The organism is Paraburkholderia aromaticivorans, from assembly GCF_012689525.1.
GTDB lineage: Bacteria > Pseudomonadota > Gammaproteobacteria > Burkholderiales > Burkholderiaceae > Paraburkholderia > Paraburkholderia aromaticivorans_A.
Genome location: NZ_CP051516.1, coordinates 2,259,456 through 2,280,257, shown reverse-complemented (window position 1 = coordinate 2,280,257; position 20,802 = coordinate 2,259,456). Strand labels below are relative to the sequence as shown.

The window sequence follows — 20,802 nt, the reverse complement described above, 5'->3', positions numbered from 1 at the left end:
CGGGCGATGATCGTCGCCGCATGGTGCGGGTCGTCGGATGATTATTGGCTGGCGTGCTCTTTCACGAACAGCATGCAGATCGCGCCCAGGAGCGGGCCCACTGCGAGCGCGGCAAAGGCCATCTGGAATGAGTGACTGGCCTGAAATACAAGGCCGACGACTGCCGGTGACATCGCCGAGCCCGACTGCCAGACCGCATTCGCGATGCCGGCGGCGGAGCCCGCCCGATTGATGCCGCTCTGCTCGGCAACCAGCGTCACCAGCAGCGGGCTGTAGACGAATGCCCCGATGCCGACGAACGGAGCCGCGAGACGAAATGCATCGATATCTGAAAGCTGCCCGAACGCCAGCAGAACGACGAAGAAGAAGATAAACGACGCGACCGTCAATGCTTTCCGGCGTCCGCCCAGTCTGTCGGAGAGCCAGCCGATCGACGGTTTGCTGACTAACCCCGCAACCCCTGCAATCGCCACGATGAATCCCGCTTGCACCGGAACGAGGTGATGTCCTTTCACCATGAGCGAAATCGCCCACGACGCAAAGCCAAGCGTGCCCCAGAACCCACCGCAGCCGGCGAGCGCAAGCAAAACGAAATTGCGCGTGAGGAGGGTCCTCAAGCGCAATTTTTCCGGGCTGCGTCCCGGCAGATGGACGTCGGCATGGGCGGAATGGTTGCGGACGATCACGGCAGTCAGGATGGCCAGTATCAGCGCGCAAATACCGAGTCCGTGATAAGTGTTGCGCCAGCCAAGCTGAGTGACGATGCCCGGCAGAACCGCGTTGGTCACGATGACGGCGATGGAAGAGGCGCTCATCAGCAGACCGACCGCTCTCCCGCGTTCGTGCCTGGCAAACCACGTCGAAACGAGCTTCACGCCGGCCGCGTAGTCGGCGCCCGCGGTCAATCCCATGATGCATTGCAATACGAGCCCCACCACTAACGACGGGGTGTAACCGAAGCAGAACGTCGCGACTGCGAGGCCGAAAAGGGAGACTGACAGCGTTGTGCGGCCACCGATCCGATCGGTCGTGACGCCACCCACGACATTGGAGAGAACGTAGCCCACGTAGAACGCCGTGACAAAAACACCGAGGGCCGCAATGGGAAGCCCGAGTGACTGTCCGGCGGGAAGTGCCAGCGTTCCCCAGGCGAGGCGGCAGACCGTGCTGAGCATGAGCCCGGCCCAAGCGAAAAACAGAATCACCCAGCGGAATCGGGCGACTTCTACTTCGTCAGTACAGCTGGTTGGCGTCGGAATGGCCGCTTGCATACTGTCTCCTGGCTACGATTGTCGGCTCGCTTCCGCGAGCGGGAATAGTGTCTATGATCGTGCGAAAAACCGGAGAACAAAATCCGTCTACGGCAAAACCATGTTCCCGGCGTGGAACGAGAGCGCGAGGCCAACGCGAGACCTCCAGAAAAACCTGAGCGAGCCGTAAACAAGCGGTGGCCCGACAAAACGCGGGCCGGGATCAGCGTCGTTCGTCATTGACGCGGCGACGTGACGTTCCACATTGGAGCAACCGTGACCAGACAAAAAGATAACCACAGGCGCCGTCATCTGTGGCGAGGCAATTCGGCGGCAGACCTACTGCTGCAGTCGTCGTTGAATGTGCCTCCGGCGCGGCGCACCGCGTTATTTGGACTCGTCCTCGTTCTTCTGTGCGTGCCGCTTCTGGCCTTCTGGGGAGCTTATGAAAGCTTGAGCGCCGGGTTCGCCGCGCAAGCTGCCAACGAGGCGGATAACGCCTTCGAGGAAGCCCGCTACAGCGTCGCATGGGAGGAATCGGCCGAACGCAAGTACTTCCTCGACCCACGTCCGGAAGTTCTGCGGGAACACAGCGAAGCCGGCGCGGCATTGGATGCTTCCCTGAAGAAGGCGATGGCACTTGAACCCGGCAGCAGTACGATGCTGCTCGGCCTGCTGGAGAAGCACGCAAAATATCGATCGTTCGCCCAGCCGATGTTCAAGGCCGTCGACGATCACGACATCGCGAAAGCCAATGAGATCGACGAGGATTCGGCCGATCCGCTCTTCGACGATATCGAGCACCAGGTCCTCGCCGCGGCGGCACAGCATCGCGACGATGCGACGACGCAACTCAACCGCCTCGTGGCCGTTCAACGGATCGTCCTGATATCGACCCCTGTGGTTCTGGCGATCGGGGTAGGGCTGACGCTGCTGTTTCTTCAGATGCTGCGGCGTATTCGCAAGAACGCGGACGCGGCGGCCCAGGACGCGCTGCGCACGAGCGAACAGAGGCTGCAGGCGCTTGTCGCGAACACGTCGGACGCGATAGTCGTTTCCGACATCAACGGGACGGTGACTTACGAGGCGCCGACACGAAGACCGGACCCGTTGCGCAACATGGGTCAGCTCGTCGGCACCAGTCTGCTCGATCCGATCCACCCCTCGGACCGTCCCGCGCTGGCGGGTCTGTTGCAGACCGTCGCGTCGACGGCTCGATCCACCCGGTCCATCGAGATTCGCACGCGAGGCGAGGGCGATGCGTGGCGCTATATTCAGCTCACGTTGACGAATCTGCTCGACGAACCGGCGGTCGGTGCGATCGTGGCCACAGCAAGTGACACCACCGAAAGAAAGAACTTCGAGGAGCAACTCGCGCGAAGGGCGTTCTACGATACGCTCACCGCGTTACCGAACCGCGCGCTGCTGCTCGACCGGATTGGTCAGGCCGAAGTTCGCGCGCGTCGACGCCATGCGATGATCGGCGTCGTGTTCATCGACCTGGACAACTTCAAGCGCGTCAACGACAGTCTTGGACATCACGTGGGAGACCGGCTGCTGATCGCAGCGGCCAAGCGCCTCGAAGGCTGCGTTCGTCCCTCCGATACCGTGGCGCGATTGGGCGGAGACGAGTTCGTCATCCTGCTGGAACACCTGGGGAGTGAAGCAACCAGCGAAGGGACACTGGTCGCGGACAACATCCTTGCCCAGTTCAGTCAACCGTTCGATCTCGACAACAAACAGTACATCGTCAGCGCGAGCGTCGGGCTCGCGTTCGCGCGCGCCGGCGGCGGCCGCGGCGATGCCGAGACGTTGTTGCGGGACGCCGACGTCGCGATGTACCGGGCCAAGAATGGCGGTAAGGGCCGCTACGTGGTTTTCGAAGAGAACATGCACACCGAGGCGGTCAAAAAGCTGGAGATCGAGACGGACCTGCGTTACGCGATCGACCATCGCGAACTACGTGTGTATTTTCAGCCCATCATGCAGCTTCAGGCGGCAGGGTTTAGTGAAATGGAAGCGCTCGTGAGGTGGCAACACCCCACGCGAGGTTTGTTGCCGCCGTCCGAGTTCATTGCGATCGCAGAAGAAAGCGGCCTGATCATTCCGCTCGGACGTTACGTCCTGGAGGAGGCTTGCCAGCAAGTCGCCCGCTGGCAGTTGGAGTTCCCAACCGAGCCGCCACTGCAGATCAGCGTCAATCTCTCGCCGCGGCAGTTCGACGATCCCAACCTCGTCGCGGACGTGGCGGCGGCGCTGTCCGGTGCTCACATCGGCGCGGCGTCGCTGAAACTGGAGGTCACGGAAGGCCTGATCATGCGGGATACGGCGAAGAGCATCGAGACGCTCCGTAAGCTGAAAGAGTTTGGCGTAACGATCGCAATCGATGACTTCGGTACCGGTTACTCGTCGCTAAGTTATCTTCGCAAGCTGCCGCTGGACGTGCTGAAGATCGATCGATCCTTCGTTCAGGGTATCGGCACGAGTGCCGAGGACGATGCGATCGTTCGCGCCGTAATCTCCATGGCGCAGTCTCTTGGGTTATCCGTCACGGCCGAGGGGATTGAAACGAATGAGCAGGCAAGGCTCCTCCGCGAATGGTCCTGCCAGGCGGGACAGGGCTATCTTTTCTCACGCCCTCTGCCTGCCGAAGAGTTCACGACGCTGTTTCGCGCGCGTTCCTCCGGTTCCGGCCGCAGCCATTCCGCGGGAGACTTCGCCACGGAACTGCTCTGACGCAACTGACGCAAGGCGGCGTCTCACATCATGCCGCCCGAGCTTCCAATGCCGCCGACCCCGGTGCCGCCCGTGCTGCTATTCGGCGATGTCGCAATCGGATGTGCCGCCCCCGTCGTCGCCATCAGTGCGACGGCGGCGGCGTCCGGTTCGCCGTTGGCGTCGATGGCGCCGCGACCGAGGAGCGCTTCGAGATCACTGTCCTCGCCTGGTTGGCCGGCAGCGAAGGCGGTGGTCAGGAAATTGGGCGCGGACAGCGTCACACCGTACGTTTGCTGCAGATTCTGGACGACCGCGGCCTGCGCAGTCAGAACGTTGGTCTGATTCGCCAGCACCTGCTGAAACTGTGAGTTCACCGCGAAGCCGGCGATGAGTCCGGTTTCATTCGTGCCGAGTTGCGCCGCCAGATACGACACCAGCAGATCCGTCTCCGGCGTGACGTTGTACGTGCCGCCGGTAAACGCAACCGAATGCAGCATCGTCACGCCCGAGGTCGCGGCGATCATGCATGGCATCGCGGCGCCGAGCGTCGCGTGGAAGTTTCCGTTCGCATCCGCTGCAACCGACATCGAGCCTCGCGCGCAGTCGATGTTGATCGTCGCGTTCGCCAGTGCCTTGCCAGTTGCCGCCGTGCCGGCGATCGAAACCATCGACGTGCCGTTGCCACCACCGCCACCACCACCACCGCCGCCGCAGCCGGCGACCCACACGACGGATGCCATCAGCAGCGTTGCGCCGACAGGTCGAACGAAGTGCTGCTGTCGAATGTTCATCGAAGTCTGCCGTTGGTTCGGACATGCTGTCTAAACGATTCGGTGCCACCGCCTATTCCATCTTTCGCGTAAACCTTCACTTCACACGATTGGAATAGAGCGGCCCCGCCGCGCGTTTATTCAGGGTATTGACGCTGGATCTTTCGAGCCCGTTCAGTGCCGGAAGGTCGTTCCCGGACAGAAAGAAGGCTTTAAGCCGCGAGCCCCGGCTCGCTGCACATGGGCGCGGATCTGCGACGGACGGCATTCCGTCATTGAGAGGCATCAGGGCAGGGTAGTTGCAAACTGCAAACGAGCCATGAACGACGACAGCAACCGCAGGAGGTGAGGCGTGGGCAGTACGGATTGGCGGCCGCTATCGGCGTTTGCTGACAATGAGCTGTCCGCGTCGGAGCGCGCAGCCACGCTCGTTTGGCTGACGACCGACCTTGGGGCGGCCAAACGTGTGGACGATTACCGCGCGCAAAAAGCCGCGCTGACGGCATTGTTCCGGGACTCGCGAGACGATGCGCGTGGTATCGTCGTGCGCCGCCTCACGCCGTGGTGGCGGCAGGCTGGCCTCGCCGCCTCCTGCATGGCGATGGGCGTGGCGCTCGGCTCGTCATCCGGCTGGGTGTCGGCGAAATTCGCGGCCGATCCACCCGTGTTCGCCGAACGCGCCGACGTCGCTTTCGCGGTGTACGCGCCCGAGCAACGCCACCCCGTGGAGGTCGCGGCGCTGCAGCGCGATCAACTGGTCAGTTGGCTGTCACGGCGCCTCGGTCGACGCTTGTCGGTGGCTTCGCTTCGGGAATATGGGTATTCGCTGATCGGCGGTCGCCTGCTGCCCGGCGAATCCGGGCCCGCCGCGCAATTCATGTATCAGAACACGGCCGGCGCCCGGCTCACGATGTACGTCGCAGCGGTTCCGAAGGATGCGACAGCATTCCGCCTGTTTCGTGACGGTAATCGCAGCACGTTTTACTGGGGCAGTCAGGGAACGGGGTGCGCGCTGACCGGTCAACTCTCCGAGGCGCAATTGCGACCGATGGCGATCGACGCATGCAGCATGCTCGGGCAACCCTTCAAACCCCGGTAAACCAGCCACGGATCAAACCCATGACGTTTTGCGGATTTGGCATTTCCGACCATCCGGTGCGCCGACGCACGCTGCCCGCCACGGGATGCCCCGCAATCGCGCGGATGTTGCTGTATGTGCTCGCATTGGCATGCCTGATTGTCTCGACGGGCGCGTTTGCCCAACCGAGCAGCCCGATGGCGCCGGCTTCATCCGGCACGTCGGCGGGATGCGCGGATGCTGGCACGTCGGATACCGTGAATGCGGACATCGACGAATTCCGCTGTCTCACGGCTCGCGAACAGGCGGCGTCGTTGCGCACGCGGATCGAAAACCACTCGATTCTGACCCTGACCGACGATCAGATTCTTGCCCTGATGGACGCGATGAAGCCTGACGCCTTCGTCGAGTACGCGAAGTCCGAGATGGTTACCGACGACGCCTACGAATACAGCATGTTCCGGCAGGAGCGCATCTCCGGAAGATGGCCGGAGCGGCCCGATCACATGGCGATTCGATATCAGGACAACCCGCGAAGAGTCTACGCAAAATGGCTGCCTGATGGCGCCCATGCGGGCCAGGAGATTGTCTACGACGAAACCACGGACCCGGACAGCATCTTCGGCCATCTGGGCGGTCGGCTGCATGTCGTGTCGGGCAAGGTCGCCGTCGACGGCCCATTTGCGCACGCGCAGTCCCGCCATAGCATCCGGGATCTGGGCTTGCAGTTCATCGCGCGCACCGTCGAGCACGATGCGCGCAGTTTTCGCGAAGAGGGCCTCAGCGAGAAGCCGACCCGCATCGAACTCATGAACGCGCACGGCACGCGGTTGCTGGCGTGGACATGGACGGCCCCGTCAGGGCCGCCGGCGCATTACGCGCCGCGTGTGCGACTGCTGTTCGATCTTCAGCACACGTGGCCCTGTGGCGAAGCCGCGTGGGACGAACAGGGCGGGCTGCTGGAGCTGATCCGTTTCGAAGACGTCGTGCCGCGTCACTGGAGCGAATCGGTTTTTGATCGACGTAACCCCGAATACGGCTTCCGCTAACGCCGCGCGCTGCCGGGAACGTTCACACGACCGCCATTTCCCCGCCTCGACCCACCGCCTATTAATATCTTTTCCGACCTAATCGCGCCGGAAAAATATATTGGACGTCTTACCCGTCCTCTCGCACTATTCGTACCTTCCCAGCCGCACGCGCGCGCGTCATTGCCAGCCGCCGCCCGCGGGCAATGACTGCGCCGAGTCCGTCCGCAAACGGCGCATTGGCCAGTCTGGGCACAATTCTAATTTTGACGACCCCAATACCTGAGGATACAGATGCCTGACTTTCGATCGAAAACTTCGACCCATGGCCGCAACATGGCCGGCGCGCGCGCCTTGTGGCGCGCCACCGGAATGAAGGACGGTGATTTCGGCAAGCCCATTATCGCGGTGGTGAACTCGTTCACGCAGTTCGTGCCGGGCCATGTGCATCTGCGCGACCTGGGCGCACTGGTCGCGAAGGAAATCGAAGCGGCCGGCGGCGTCGCCAAGGAATTCAACACCATCGCCGTCGACGACGGCATCGCCATGGGTCACGGCGGCATGCTGTATTCGCTGCCTTCGCGCGAACTGATCGCCGACTCGGTGGAGTACATGGTCAACGCGCACTGCGCCGACGCCATGGTCTGCATCTCCAATTGCGACAAGATCACCCCGGGCATGCTGATGGCCGCCATGCGCCTGAACATCCCCGTCGTGTTCGTCTCCGGCGGTCCGATGGAAGCGGGCAAGATCAAATCGCCGACGGACGGCCAGGTGATCGCCAAGATCGACCTGATCGACGCGATGATCAAGGCAGGCGACTCCCGCGTCAGCGACGCCGAAGTGGCGGAAATCGAGCGCAGCGCCTGCCCGACGTGCGGTTCGTGCTCGGGCATGTTCACCGCGAACTCGATGAACTGCCTGACCGAAGCAATCGGTCTGGCGCTGCCCGGCAACGGTACGATTGTCGCCACGCACGCCTGGCGCAAGGGTCTGTTCGAGCAGGCCGGCCGTCTCGTGGTGGACCTGTGCCGCCGCTACTATCAGGAAGACGACGCATCGGTCCTGCCGCGCAGCATTGCCAGCAAGCAGGCCTTCGAGAACGCCATGGCGCTCGACGTCGCCATGGGCGGTTCGACCAATACCGTGCTGCATCTGCTGGCCGCCGCGCAGGAAGGTGGCGTCGATTTCACGATGTCCGACATCGATCGCATCTCACGTAAAGTGCCGTGCCTGTGCAAAGTGGCGCCCGCCACCGACAAGTTCCATATCGAAGACGTGCATCGTGCCGGCGGCATTCCCGGCATTCTCGGCGAACTGGCCCGCGCGGAACTGCTCGATCTGTCGTGCGGCAACGTGCATAGCGGCACGCTGGGCAACGCCATCGCCAAGTGGGACGTCGCCGGTGGCGCGGGTGAGGAAGCGCAGAAGTTCTTCCGCGCGGCGCCAGGCGGCATTCCGACGACGGTTGCGTTCAGCCAGGAAGCCACGTTCGCGTCGCTGGATACCGACCGCAACACCGGTTGCATCCGCAGCAAGCAGAGCGCCTATTCGAAAGACGGCGGCCTCGCCGTGCTCTACGGCAACCTCGCCGACAAAGGCTGTATCGTCAAGACCGCCGGTGTCGACGAATCGCAATGGGTTTTCTCCGGGCGCGCGCGCGTCTTCGAGAGCCAAGACGATGCCGTCGAAGCCATTCTGGGCGACAAGGTCGTGGCGGGCGACGTGGTCGTGATCCGCTACGAAGGCCCCAAGGGCGGTCCCGGCATGCAGGAAATGCTTTACCCCACGTCGTATCTGAAGTCGAAGGGATTGGGTAAGAACTGCGCGCTGTTTACCGACGGCCGTTTCTCGGGCGGTTCGTCGGGGCTGGTGATCGGGCATGCGTCGCCGGAAGCGGCTGAAGGCGGCACGATCGGCCTGGTGGAAGAGGGCGATGTGATCGAGATCGACATTCCTAACCGCAAGATGCACCTGGTGGTGTCGGACGCGGAATTGGCGCGCCGTCGCGAGGTGATGGAGGCACGCGGCGACAAGGCCTGGATGCCGGTGAATCGTGAACGCGTGGTGTCGCAAGCGTTGCAGGCCTACGCCGCGCTGGCGACCTCGGCCGATCGTGGCGCGGTGCGGGATCTCTCGCAACTCAAGCGCAAGTGATGTGGGACGGCTCTGGCGCTCGCTGAAGGGCGGCCAGGGCCGGAGGGGATCGATAGGCGGAGGAGTGCCTGTCGATCCCTGCGCTGATCGTCGAAATCAGCCTCACTTCCCCTCAGGTTTGGAATCGTCCCAGTTCATGCGGTGCCGATCCACCGTCTCACGATGGCGCGCATCGTCTTCGGTATGGAGGTACAGACTGGTCGTGTTGAGCGACACGTGGCCCAGGTTGTCACGGATCGTCCGCAGATCCACGCCTCCGTCCGCTTGATGCGAACCGGCGGTATGTCGAAGCCAGTGCGCCGATGCTCGCTCCAGTTCATCAGCCCGATCGGAGAATTCAGCGCCTTTCGAGCGCAACCAACTGGCCGCATTGCCAAAAATGCTCTTGATCGCGTCGTGAATGGCGGAACGGGACAAACATCGATTCCGGCCTCTGAATGGAATGACCAAGGGCACTTCTTCGCTCCGGGTGGGCAAGGGCGTCAAACCATTTTCAGTTCGGTAAAGCCGCATTTCCTGAATCAGTTCAGGCGAGGCCGGGACAATACGTTCCTTGTTCCCCTTGCCGAGCGTTTCGAGCCACCACTGATCCTTGCCATCAGCGCCGAGTCGCCGGGAAAAATCCCCCATTTTCCCGCCGGCGACTTCAGATATACGCATGCCCTGGAGATAGAAAAGCGTCGTCAGCCAGCGGCTGCGGGCGTAATAGGCACGCTCGTCGGCAGTCTCGCGCGGCAGTTGCTCGACAAACACCTTCACTTCATCCCATAGCGACGTCGACAGATAGCGCGTCACTCGCGGCGCGGATCGTTTGGCGCGCTGTCGAAGCAGCGCCATGGGATTGCCTCGCAGATAACCGGCGTTGACCAGCCACGTGAACATCGCGTTGAGGATGATCAACGCCTGACGCTGGCTTGCCGGCGACAGCGGACCATTGAACGGACGCCAGCGCTCGTCGCTGCGGGGGAATTTGCCGCCCGTGCTCGACACCCAGCGAGCCGCCGGCTGTGGATCGACGAGAAACCCCTTGAACAGCAACAGATCCTCGTGCGTTAGCGACGACAGCGGTTTGCCGAGTTGCACGACAGCCCAGAGCAATAGCCGCTCAGCTTCCTTGCGGTAGTTATCGAACGTCGTCCTGGTGTCGGCGTAGTTCGAAAGCCAGGCGCGGACGGCGTCCAGATCGTTGGTGGCCGACAGTTGCGAGCCGCCGACCGCGCCACGGTTGGTGCCGTCACGACCGTCGAGCACTTCAGGAACGACGAGCGATTCGACGGGCTGAACGGTGACAAGTTGAGCATCAGGCACGGTTTTAGAGGTCCCAAAGACGAGGTTCAACGCGAAAAGCATCCATCACGCACTACACGACATTATAGTACTAATGTCGTGTAGTAGCTAACAGGAAATTGGTTATTGAACGTTATACGTTGTATTATCAACACATCCGGACAAATCAGCCGCCAAAGGATCGTCATGCCTCTTGAAGCCGACATTGAACCCCTGCGTGAACGCGTCTCCGACACGCAGGAGCTCTATCGCGAGGTTTGCGCGCTGATGTTCTTCCGTTACGGAGAAACGCCGACAGCGAACAAGCTCTATCAACTTGTTCGCAAAGGCAGCATGAGCGCGCCGGCGAAAGCCTTGCGGGATTTCTGGACGGAAGTCAGGGACAAGACGCGGGTCGATGTCGGGCAGCCCGATCTGCCGCCGGAAGTCGCAAGCGCCGCTGGCGAACTGGCGGCGACCCTTTGGCGGCTATCCGGTGATGCGGCAAACGCCGCGCTGGAAGTCTTCAGGGAGGACGCCCAGCGTGAAATTGCCGTGGCACGAGACCATGCGCAACAAACAGCTGCGGAACGCGACACAGCGGTCGCTGCTGCCGAGCAGGCGTCCCGCGACGCGGCAGACATCCGCATAGAAAACGCGAAGCTGCTCGCGCGCCTGGTCGAACTGGAAACCGCCAAAACCATGCTGACGGATCAGCTTGCACAGGCCAGAAATGAAAGCGCGTCCACCTCCACGGCGCTGTCGGACGCCAGACGGGAATTCGCCGAGGAATTGGGCAAGCTACGTGTCATGCACAATCAGAGCGAACAGCGCCTGGCCGCGACTGAAAAGCGGGCGCTTCTGGAGATCGACAGCGAGCGGACAGCGGCACGCCAGACGCGCCAGGAGTTGCAGGCAGCGATCGACCGGATGGCCGACGCCCATGCCACCCATCAGGCCGAGCGAGATCAGCTGCGCGATGCCCTTGCGGCCGCGAAAACACAGTTGACGACGTCGATGACACGTTGCGCGAGCGTCGAAGGAGAGCTGGCGTCACGGGACATTGCGCTCGACCAACAAATAGCGGCGGGCGAGTTCCTTCGCAAAAAACTTGAAGCGCTGTCTCGTCAGTTGGTGGAAAGCGGGCGCCCTGCTGCTACGCCCTCACCCTCTCCTCGCCGGCCGTCATCAACCAGGAGGCGCGACGTGCGCCGCGATGTGAAGTTCACGGAAACAGCAGCGGTTCGCAGGTCAACCGCGGCAGACCGGTGAAATAGCTGGCGCAACGCAACGCAACGCGCGCAGCGCCCGTTCGACGAACACCTCTCCCGCAGACGCGCCGCACTGCGTACGTTGATCAGCGCGTTCCGTTCGACGCCGGGCGCCGCGCTTCCAGATGCGTTGCACGCGCCAAATGCCAAACGCTCATAACCTTCGATGAATCGCTTATTGGAGCGACGCGCGGCATATTTCTATACTCGATTCCGGTCAGCACTCACCAACGACGAGTGCCAGAATTCAAACCGCGGAAATCGAACCATGAGCCTACGCCCCTTACATGACCGCTTGATCGTCAAGCGTCTCGACCAGGAAACCAAAACCGCTTCGGGCATCGTGATTCCCGAAAGCGCCGCCGAAAAACCCGATCAGGGCGAAGTGATCGCCATCGGTCCGGGCAAGCGCGATAGCGACGGCAAACGCATCGAGCCCGATCTGAAAGTCGGCGAACGCGTGCTGTTCGGCAAATATGCGGGACAGTCGGTCAAAGTCGACGGCAACGAGTTGCTCGTGCTGCGCGAGGAAGATGTCGTCGCAGTCGTCACTCAATAACGAACGGAGCGTCAAACCATGGCAGCAAAAGAAATTATTTTCAGCGACGTCGCCCGCTCGAAACTGGTCGAAGGCGTCAACATTCTGGCCAACGCGGTCAAGGTCACGCTGGGTCCGAAGGGCCGCAATGTCGTGCTGGAGCGCAGCTTCGGTTCACCTGTCGTCACCAAGGACGGCGTCTCGGTCGCCAAGGAAATCGAATTGACGGACCGCGTGCAGAACATCGGCGCGCAGCTCGTAAAGGAAGTGGCCTCGCGTACCAGCGATGCCGCCGGTGACGGCACCACCACCGCAACCGTGCTCGCTCAAGCCATCGTCCGCGAAGGACAGAAGTATGTGGCGGCGGGCCTCAATCCGCTGGATTTGAAGCGCGGTATCGACAAGGCCGTGATCGCCGCGATCGACGAGCTGAAAAAGATCAGCAAGCCGACCACCACCAGCAAGGAAATCGCCCAGGTGGCGACGATTTCGGCCAACGGCGAAGAGTCGATCGGCCAGCGTATTGCCGAAGCGATCGACCGCGTCGGCAAGGAAGGCGTGATCACCGTGGAAGACGGCAAGTCGCTCGACGATGAACTCGACGTCGTCGAAGGTCTGCAATTCGATCGTGGCTACCTGTCGCCGTATTTCATCAACGATCAGGACAAGCAGGTGGCCGTGCTCGACAACCCGTTCGTGCTGCTGCACGACAAGAAGGTGTCGAACATTCGTGATCTGCTGCCGGTCCTGGAGCAGGTCGCCAAAGCCGGCCGGCCGCTTCTGATCATCGCGGAAGACGTGGAAGGCGAAGCGCTCGCCACGCTGGTGGTCAACAACATTCGCGGCATTCTGAAGACCGTCGCGGTCAAGGCGCCGGGCTTCGGCGATCGCCGCAAGGCCTTGCTCGAAGACATCGCGATTCTGACCGGCGGCCAGGTGATCGCCGAAGAAACGGGCCTGTCGCTCGAGAAAGCGACGCTCGCGGAACTCGGTCAGGCCAAGCGGATTGAAGTCGGCAAGGAAAACACCACCGTGATCGACGGCGCGGGCGACAGCAAGAATATCGAAGCGCGCGTGAAACAGATCCGCACGCAGATCGAGGAAGCCAGCTCGGACTACGACCGCGAAAAACTGCAGGAACGCGTTGCGAAGCTGGCCGGCGGCGTGGCGGTCATCAAGGTGGGCGGCGCGACCGAAATCGAGGTCAAGGAAAAGAAAGACCGTGTCGACGACGCCCTGCATGCGACGCGTGCCGCTGTCGAGGAAGGCATCGTGCCGGGCGGCGGCGTCGCGCTGATTCGCGTGAAGCAGGCCATTAGCGGACTCAAGGGCGTGAATGCCGATCAGGACGCAGGCATCAAGATTGTGCTGCGCGCGCTCGAAGAACCGCTGCGTCAGATCGTGACGAATGCCGGCGAAGAAGCCAGCGTGGTGGTCGCGAAGGTAGCGGAAGGCACGGGCAATTTCGGCTACAACGCGCAGACCGGCGAATACGGCGATCTGGTGGAATCCGGTGTGCTCGATCCGACCAAGGTCACGCGCACGGCGCTGCAAAACGCGGCATCGGTTGCGGGTCTGTTGCTGACCACCGACGCCACCGTGCACGAAGCACCGAAGGATGCACCGGCAGCGGGCCAGCCCGGCGGTCCGAGCGCGGGTGGGCCGGGACTCGATTTCTGAAGACCGTCTGCCGCGAAGCATCGCGCGGTTGCATACCGCGCGGTTGAACGCAAGACGCACGGGCCGGCATTCGCTTCACTGCGAGCTGGCCCGTGCCTATTCCGCCCTATTCCGCCCTATTCCGCGCTCCTTCACGCTCCCGACGCAAGCGTTGCAACACCGCGACGCGCCGTCATCACGACGTCACCGCAGCGATAGCGCGCGACGTGCTTTGGTTGTGAGCTTTTATTGGTTCGTTTGCCACCGCGACCTGGGTACATTCAACGGTCATAACGGAACAACGCAAAGGACCAGCCATGCCATTTCTTCGGGGCGCAGCACGACTATCGATCATCCAGGCGCCGCGGCGCGCGCCGATTCTTGTCCGCCGTCTTCTGCTGGCCGCGGCCGTTGCCGCTTCCACACTGACAAGCCTCGCCCCAGGCGCGGCACACGCCGCTCCGCCAGCCGAGTTGAAGCTCGACTATGCGTACTATTCGCCGGAAAGTCTCGTCATCAAGCGTAACGGCTGGCTTGAACAGGAACTGGCAGCAGATCACACGCAAGTGAAATGGGTGTTGAGTCTGGGCAGCAACCGCGCGCTCGAATACCTGAATAGCGGCGCGATCGACATCGGCTCCACGGCCGGTCTCGCCGCCGTGCTCGGCAAGGCCAACGGTAATCCGATTCGCGCCGTCTATGTTTTCTCGCGTCCCGAATGGACCGCGCTCGTCGTCCGCAAGGACTCTCCGATCCGGACAGTCGCTGATCTGAAGGGCAAAAAGATCGCCGCCACCAAAGGCACCGATCCTTTTCTGTTCACGCTGCGTGCGCTGCACACCGCCGGACTGTCGCGCGACGACGTCGAGATCGTGAATCTGCAACATCCCGATGGCCGTGTCGCGCTCGCCAACGCTCAGGTGGACGCATGGGCCGGTCTCGATCCGCACATGGCCGCCGCGCAGATCGATGACGGCGCGCGCCTGCTCTATCGCAACGTCGACTTCAATACGTGGGGCCTGCTCGACGCGCGCGAAGATTTCATCAGCGCGCATCCCGATACGCTGGCGCATGTCCTTAAGGTTTACGAAAAGGCGCGCTTGTGGATCGCGGCTCATCCTGAAGAGACCGCGAAAATCATCGCCGAGGAATCGAAGGTGTCGCTGCCGGTGGCGAAACTGCAGTTGAGCCGCAACGACTTCAGCCAGCCGCAACCGGGCGCAAAACAACTCGCCGCGCTCAAGGCCGCCGCACCGATCCTCACGCAGGAACAACTGGTCAAACCAGACACGAATCTGAATCAGGTCATCGACGCGTTGATCGATGCCAAGCCCGCGCAGCCCATCATCGCGGCCGACGCCGGCAAGTAAGCCCACCTCACCACCATGGCTACCGACGATTCACTGTCGCTCGACGATACCGCTTCGTCCGCTCGACAGTATCGCGAAGCGCCGCCACGACGCGATCCTCTGAAGACCTGGCGCGTCGCGGGAATCGCGCTGCCGCTGGTTTTTCTGCTGTTCGTCGAAGCACTGGTCCGTCTGTCGGTATTGCCCGCGCACCTCGTACCGGCGCCGAGTTCGATTGCGCAAACCCTCTGGGACATGGGCGGCGCGCGGCTCGGCCGGCATCTCGGCGCGAGCTGCCTGCGCGTTTTCGCGGGCTTCGGGATTGGCTCCGCGCTCGCGCTGCTGGTCGGCGCGGCGATGGGACTGAGCCGGCGCATCGACGCGTTGCTCGATCCGGCCTGCCAGGCGTTGCGTGCGATTCCGTCGCTTGCGTGGGTGCCGATCCTGCTGCTGTGGATGGGCATCGACGAAGCGCCGAAAATCACGCTCATCGCGATTGGTGCCTTTTTTCCAGTGCAATTGAGTGTCGTCGCGGGGATTCGCGATGTCGACCGAAAGCTGATCGAACTCGGTGAGGTCAATCGGCTCAATCAACGCGCGCTGTTCACTCGCATTCTTTTTCCCGCGTCGCTGCCGCAAATCTTTACCGGCTTGCGCACGGGACTCAGTCTTGCGTGGATGTTCATGGTGGCGGCGGAATTGATCGCAGCGACTCGCGGCCTTGGCTATCTGCTGAGCGACGGACGCGAAACGGGACGCCCCGACATTGTGTTCGGCGCGATCCTGTTGCTCGCGTTGCTCGGCAAGTTGAGCGACAGCGTCCTCAAGTCGATCGAGACGCATACGCTGTCGTGGCGCGACTCCGCTGCCGAACGCCAACCCTCTCGAAGAATCGTGTAGCACTCGTCCATGTCGACCGTTTCCCTTCCCGTTTCCCGTCCTCTTCTCGACGTCCGCGCCGTCAGCAAACAATACGACGGACGCGCGGTGCTCGACCGCGTGCGCTTCGAAATCGGGCGCGGCGAGATCGTCAGCCTCGTCGGACCGAGCGGTTGTGGAAAGAGCACGCTGTTGCGCGCGATCGCGGGTCTCGACCGGGACTTCGACGGCGAGATACGGCTGGACGGCGTGCCACAACATGGCCCGTCGTCGCGATTGGGTGTGATCTTCCAGGAACCGCGTCTTCTGCCCTGGCTTTCAGTCGCCGACAATGTCGCGTTCGCAGCAGGACCGCGGCGTGGCAGCGATCCGCGCGTCACCGAACTGCTTGGCGAAGTCGGCCTCGCCAATGTGCGAGACGCGTTGCCCAAGCAGCTATCCGGCGGCATGGCGCAGCGCGTCGCCCTGGTGCGCGGGCTTTTCTCCAGACCCGACCTGTTGTTGCTGGACGAGCCGTTCAGCGCCGTCGATGCGATGACCCGTATGCGTCTCCAGGACCTGCTGCTGGCGCTCACACGTTCACACGGCACCGCAGCCCTGCTCGTCACGCACGACCTCGACGAAGCGCTTTATCTGTCGGACCGCGTGCTGCTGCTTGCGCCGCCGCATGGCACAGGCGCGGGGCGCGTCGTGCGCGACATCGCCATCGACGCGCCGAGGCCGCGCGACCGGCGCGACCTGTCGCTGGCGGAAATGCGAGCGGAGTTGCTCGACGGATTGAACGGGACCGTCGGGCAGCACTAAAAGTCCCGCGCTGGCGTGAGTCACATCGACTGGCCACGTCCGACGCGCAAACTCATCGCGTCATGGCATCGCCACGCCATGTTCATTGCCACGCGCCGTGCCGGTTGCCGTTTCCGTATCGATGTCCGTGGCGCGTGCCGGCCGTGCACGCAACAACACGCGAGACGCAATCCATTGCAGCGCTGAGCACAAAACCAGATACACGATCCCGACGAACACGAAAATCTGCGCGGGGTAAATCATCAGCCGGCTGTTGACCTGATTGGCGAGAAAGGTGAATTCCGGCACCCCGACGATATAGGCAAGCGAGGTGTCTTTGATGAGCGACACCCATTGATTGACGAACGACGGCATCATCACGCGTACCGCCTGCGGCAGCACCACGTAACGCAGCGCCTGCCAGCGCGTAAGCCCGAGCGACAGCGCCGCGTTCTGCTGGCCCGCTCCGATCGAGACGATGCCCGCGTGCACTGAATGCGACAGATACGCGCCACCGATCAACGACAGCGCGCACACCACCGCCACCAGACCCGGCACATCGATGTGCAGCAGAATCGGCATCAGGAAGAACGTCCAGAAAATCAGCATCAGCACTGGAATCGCCCGGAAAAACGCGACGATTCCGAGCAGAAGCAGATGCACCGCGCCGCGCGTCATCGAGAGCGCCACGCCGCCCGCCAAACCTACCGCAGCGGACAGCAACGCCGACACCACCGACAGCACGACAGTCAACGCCGCGCCACCCAGCGGCCCATTCGGGAACGCACCGAGCAGCAGATAACGCAGCGTCGGCAGCCATTCGAGCGCGCTCATGCATGCCCCCTTTGCAACGCACGCACACCTGTGCGTTGCCAGATCACCAACGCCGTTTCGATCAACGCGATAGTGACGACGTACAGCACGGTTGCCGTGCCGAAGGCCTGAAAGGTCCGGAAGCTCTCCGTGTCGACCTGACGCGACATATACGACAGCTCGGCCACGCCGATCGCCATCGTCAGCGACGAGTTCTTCACGATATTCATGTATTGCCCCGCGAGCGGCCGTGTGGCGATGCGCAGCGCTTGCGGCAAAATCACGTGACGCAGGGTCGCGTAACGCGTCATGCCCAAAGCGGCGCCCGCCTGGTATTGCGCGATGCCCACGCCGCGGATGCCGGCGCGAAACTCTTCAGCGATAAAAGCGGTGCTATAGCAGGTCAAGCCGAGCCAGCCGGCGAACAGTTCGAAACTCGGCCAGCGCAAAACAAGCGGCCCGGCGCTCAATAGATGCGGCGCGTTCAGCCATGTCATCCAGTGCTCTGGCAACAGCGTCGCCGCGCCGAAGTACCAGAAAAGCAACTGCACCAGCAGCGGCGAATTGCGAAACACAAGCACGTAGAGCCTTGCCGCCGCAGCGACCGTGCGATGTTGGGCGATATGAGCCATCGCCAACCCGAAGCCGAGCAGCGTGGCGCATACGCTCACGCACGCTGACAGGATCAGGGTGATGACAAAGCCGTGTGCGAGCCAGCCGAGATAGCGGGTCTCCGGCCAGAGAGTCATGAAATGCATTCGGAAAAGCTCGGTGCTGTATCAACAAGACGGCCCGGCCGCTCTTTTCGAGTCATGACCGGGCCGTATTCAGGCGGCTGAGAAGTAAGGTGCGTCAGCTCTTTTGCGGGTCGCCGATCTTGAACAAACGCGGCAGCGGCGCGGCGCTTGTCGGGCCGAACCAGGTGTCGTAGATCTTGCCGGCCGTGCCTTTGGCCTCGAGATCCTTCAACGTTTCATTGACCACATTCAGCAGTCGCGTCTCGCCCTTCGGCACACCCACGCCTTCATAGTCGTTGGAGATCGTAAACGGCGGGATCTCGTAGTTCGCCTTGTCCGGCACTTTCGCCAGCAACGCGACGAGCTTCGGTCCGTCTTGCGTGATCGCCTGCACGTTGCCCGTGCGCAGCGCGGCGAATGCAAACGGCGTGTCGTCATAAGCGACGATCGTGGCGCCCGGGAATTGCGCACGCACCTGCTGCTCGTTGGTCGTGCCTTTGTCCGCGCCGATCCGCAAACTGTTCAACTGCTGCGGCGAGGTGAGCGCGCCCTTCTTCGCGATGAACTGCGTGCCGGACGCAAAATACGGGGTGCTGAAATCCACCTCGTTCTTGCGATCGTCCGTGATCGTGAAGTTGGCGAACACCAGATCCACCTTGCCCGATTTCAGGAAGGCGATGCGGTTGGCCGGATTAGTCGGCTGGATATCGAGCTTGACGCCGAGCCGGGTCGCGAGCGCTCGCGCATAGTCGATGTCGAGCCCGACGATCTGGTTGTTCTTCGGATCGACAAAGCCGAACGGCGGATTGCTGTCGAACGCGGCAACGCGCAGCACGCCCGCTTTCTTGATGTCGTCGAGGCGATCCGCGTGCGCGGCCGTGGACATGACGAGCAGACTTCCGGCAATCACTGCCCCAAGCACTCTGAAATTCATAGCGGTGGTTTCCTGTTGTTCTTGATGGTCCGCGCAAGACGTCGATCGACGTTGCTCCTGAGCGTAAGCCACTCACTCTACCAACGCTCCCGCGCAGAACAAACGAAGCAATTCTCAGGTGCTAAGCGGCGGTTGTCATATCGCGCGGCTTTGGAACGACCGCGTCCACCAGAACGGCTCACATCAGGCAGGGAAAAAGCGATTCTCTGGCCGTGGCAAACCAAGATTCTCGCGCAGCGTCGCGCCTTCATACTCGCGCCGGAACAGCCCCCGATTCTGCAACTCCGGAATGACTTTATCGACGAAGTCATCGAGGCCAGCAGGAAGATGCGAGAACATCACATTGAACCCGTCCGAGCCCTCCTCCACCAGCCACTGCTCCATCTGATCCGCGATCATCGCCGCCGTGCCGACCATCTCCAGTCCCGAATAGCCGCCAATGCGCTGCGCGAGTTGACGAATCGTCAGCCCATCACGCTGCGCCCATTCGACCACCCTTTGCCGCGCCGTACGGCTCGCATTGGTCTCGGGAATCTCGGGCAGCGGGCCGTCTGGATCGAAGCCGGACACGTCGTGCCCCAATGCAATCGACAATGAAGCAAGGCCGCTCTCGTAGTGAACGAACGTGTCGAGCCGCGCGCGCGTTTCGCGCGCCTCGTCCAGCGTATCGCCGACCACGACAAAGGCAGCCGGCAAGATTTTCATATGGTCGCGTTGCCGCCCGAGTTTCTCCATGCGGCCTTTTACGTCCGCATAGAAGCGCTTTCCGTCGGCCAGGTTGCTTTGCGCGGTGAACACCACCTCGGCGGTTTCGGCCGCGATCTGCCGTCCCGCTTCGGATGAACCCGCCTGCACGATGACGGGCCAGCCCTGAACCGGGCGCGCGATATTCAACGGCCCGCGCACCGAGAAGTTCTCGCTCTTGTAGTTCAGCACATGCAATTTCTGCGGATCGAAGAATGTGCCGGTTGCCGTCTCGCGGATAAAGGCGTCGTCGGCCCAACTGTCCCAGAGGCCGGTGACCACATCGAAGAACTCGCGCGCACGCCGATAGCGTTCGTCGTGCTCGACATGCTCGTCGAGACCGAAATTGAGCGCGGCGTCCGGGTTCGATGTCGTCACGAGATTCCAGCCGGCGCGTCCGCCGCTGATGTGGTCGAGCGAGGCGAAACGCCGGGCGACGTGATACGGCGCGTCGAACGTTGTGGACGCCGTGGCGACCAGCCCTAGCCTTTCGGTCACCGCCGCCAGCGCGGGCAACAACGTCAGCGGCTCGAACGAAGTGACCGTGTGACTATGTTTGAGCGCATCCAGCGGCATATTAAGCACCGCGAGATGGTCGGCCATGAAGAACGCGTCGAAGCGGCCGCGTTCGAGCGTCTGCGCGAAACGCTTCAGATGCCCGAAATTGAAGTTGGCGTCCGGATAGGCGCCGGGATAGCGCCATGCACCGGTGTGGATCGTCGTGGGACGCATGAAGGCGCCGAGGCGAAGCTGACGTGACATGTGCCGCTCTCCATCGCGAATAGGTCGCGCCAGTTTAATCGCGCTTCGCCGCGGCTGCTTGCCGCC

17 protein-coding genes are annotated in these 20,802 nt (G+C 62.4%); 10 read left to right on the top strand and 7 right to left on the bottom strand.

Annotation, left to right across the window (positions count from 1 at the left end; all coding sequences use genetic code 11):
* Positions 1–41: 41 nt before the first annotated feature.
* Positions 42–1,271, bottom strand: a complete 1,230-nt coding sequence (locus HF916_RS38315; RefSeq protein ID WP_168793941.1) for an MFS transporter — start codon at positions 1,269–1,271, stop codon at positions 42–44.
* Between the two features lie 255 nt (positions 1,272–1,526).
* Here HF916_RS38315 and HF916_RS38310 point away from each other — a divergent pair, with 255 nt between their 5' ends.
* Complete coding sequence (locus HF916_RS38310; RefSeq protein WP_168793940.1) at positions 1,527–3,986, top strand: putative bifunctional diguanylate cyclase/phosphodiesterase; 2,460 nt, start codon at positions 1,527–1,529, stop codon at positions 3,984–3,986.
* A 23-nt stretch (positions 3,987–4,009) separates the two neighbouring features.
* Here HF916_RS38310 and HF916_RS38305 read toward each other — a convergent pair whose 3' ends face one another.
* The gene (locus HF916_RS38305) at positions 4,010–4,759 is read right to left on the bottom strand and encodes a hypothetical protein (protein WP_168793939.1); all 750 of its coding nucleotides are present in this window, start codon (positions 4,757–4,759) and stop codon (positions 4,010–4,012) included.
* 331 nt (positions 4,760–5,090) lie between these two features.
* On the opposite strand from HF916_RS38305, the gene HF916_RS38300 reads away from it, so the two are divergent.
* From HF916_RS38300 to ilvD, 3 genes are all read left to right on the top strand, one after another.
* Positions 5,091–5,837 carry an anti-sigma factor family protein gene (locus HF916_RS38300; protein WP_168793938.1) on the top strand — a complete coding sequence of 249 codons (747 nt, stop codon included), beginning with the start codon at positions 5,091–5,093 and terminating at the stop codon, positions 5,835–5,837.
* A 20-nt stretch (positions 5,838–5,857) separates the two neighbouring features.
* Complete coding sequence (locus tag HF916_RS38295; protein WP_168793937.1) at positions 5,858–6,865, top strand: DUF1571 domain-containing protein; 1,008 nt, start codon at positions 5,858–5,860, stop codon at positions 6,863–6,865.
* A 273-nt stretch (positions 6,866–7,138) separates the two neighbouring features.
* On the top strand, positions 7,139–9,001 hold the full coding sequence (gene ilvD / locus HF916_RS38290) for a dihydroxy-acid dehydratase (RefSeq protein ID WP_168793936.1): 1,863 nt from the start codon (positions 7,139–7,141) through the stop codon (positions 8,999–9,001).
* Positions 9,002–9,103: 102 nt separating this feature from the next.
* On the opposite strand, the gene HF916_RS38285 is transcribed toward ilvD, so the two are convergent.
* Positions 9,104–10,351 carry a tyrosine-type recombinase/integrase gene (locus HF916_RS38285; protein ID WP_168793935.1) on the bottom strand — a complete coding sequence of 416 codons (1,248 nt, stop codon included), beginning with the start codon at positions 10,349–10,351 and terminating at the stop codon, positions 9,104–9,106.
* Positions 10,352–10,474: 123 nt separating this feature from the next.
* Between HF916_RS38285 and HF916_RS38280 the strand changes: the two genes are divergently transcribed.
* The 6 genes from HF916_RS38280 to HF916_RS38255 all read left to right on the top strand — a co-directional run bounded on the left by HF916_RS38280 (position 10,475) and on the right by HF916_RS38255 (position 16,767).
* A complete protein-coding gene (locus HF916_RS38280) occupies positions 10,475–11,539 on the top strand; it encodes a DNA-binding protein (RefSeq protein WP_168795787.1) in 1,065 nt (354 codons plus the stop codon).
* Between the two features lie 267 nt (positions 11,540–11,806).
* Entirely contained in the window at positions 11,807–12,097 is a 291-nt protein-coding gene (locus HF916_RS38275) for a co-chaperone GroES (RefSeq protein WP_007177123.1), read from the top strand.
* Positions 12,098–12,115: 18 nt separating this feature from the next.
* Complete coding sequence (gene groL, locus HF916_RS38270; protein WP_168793934.1) at positions 12,116–13,756, top strand: chaperonin GroEL; 1,641 nt, start codon at positions 12,116–12,118, stop codon at positions 13,754–13,756.
* Positions 13,757–14,052: 296 nt separating this feature from the next.
* Entirely contained in the window at positions 14,053–15,105 is a 1,053-nt protein-coding gene (locus HF916_RS38265; protein WP_168793933.1) for an aliphatic sulfonate ABC transporter substrate-binding protein, read from the top strand.
* A gap of 15 nt (positions 15,106–15,120) precedes the next feature.
* Positions 15,121–15,984, top strand: coding sequence for an ABC transporter permease (locus HF916_RS38260; RefSeq protein WP_168793932.1), 864 nt, complete (start codon positions 15,121–15,123; stop codon positions 15,982–15,984).
* A 9-nt stretch (positions 15,985–15,993) separates the two neighbouring features.
* Complete coding sequence (locus tag HF916_RS38255; RefSeq protein ID WP_168793931.1) at positions 15,994–16,767, top strand: ABC transporter ATP-binding protein; 774 nt, start codon at positions 15,994–15,996, stop codon at positions 16,765–16,767.
* Between the two features lie 60 nt (positions 16,768–16,827).
* Here HF916_RS38255 and HF916_RS38250 read toward each other — a convergent pair whose 3' ends face one another.
* The 4 genes from HF916_RS38250 to HF916_RS38235 all read right to left on the bottom strand — a co-directional run bounded on the left by HF916_RS38250 (position 16,828) and on the right by HF916_RS38235 (position 20,736).
* Positions 16,828–17,580 (bottom strand): amino acid ABC transporter permease, encoded by a 753-nt coding sequence (locus HF916_RS38250; protein WP_168793930.1) that lies wholly within the window; start codon positions 17,578–17,580, stop codon positions 16,828–16,830.
* A complete protein-coding gene (locus HF916_RS38245) occupies positions 17,577–18,308 on the bottom strand; it encodes an amino acid ABC transporter permease (RefSeq protein WP_168793929.1) in 732 nt (243 codons plus the stop codon). The genes HF916_RS38250 and HF916_RS38245 overlap by 4 nt, the downstream gene beginning before the upstream one ends.
* 103 nt (positions 18,309–18,411) lie before the next feature.
* Positions 18,412–19,230, bottom strand: coding sequence for an ABC transporter substrate-binding protein (locus tag HF916_RS38240; RefSeq protein WP_168793928.1), 819 nt, complete (start codon positions 19,228–19,230; stop codon positions 18,412–18,414).
* 183 nt (positions 19,231–19,413) lie between these two features.
* Positions 19,414–20,736 carry an LLM class flavin-dependent oxidoreductase gene (locus tag HF916_RS38235; RefSeq protein ID WP_168793927.1) on the bottom strand — a complete coding sequence of 441 codons (1,323 nt, stop codon included), beginning with the start codon at positions 20,734–20,736 and terminating at the stop codon, positions 19,414–19,416.
* Between the last annotated feature and the right edge of the window lie 66 nt (positions 20,737–20,802).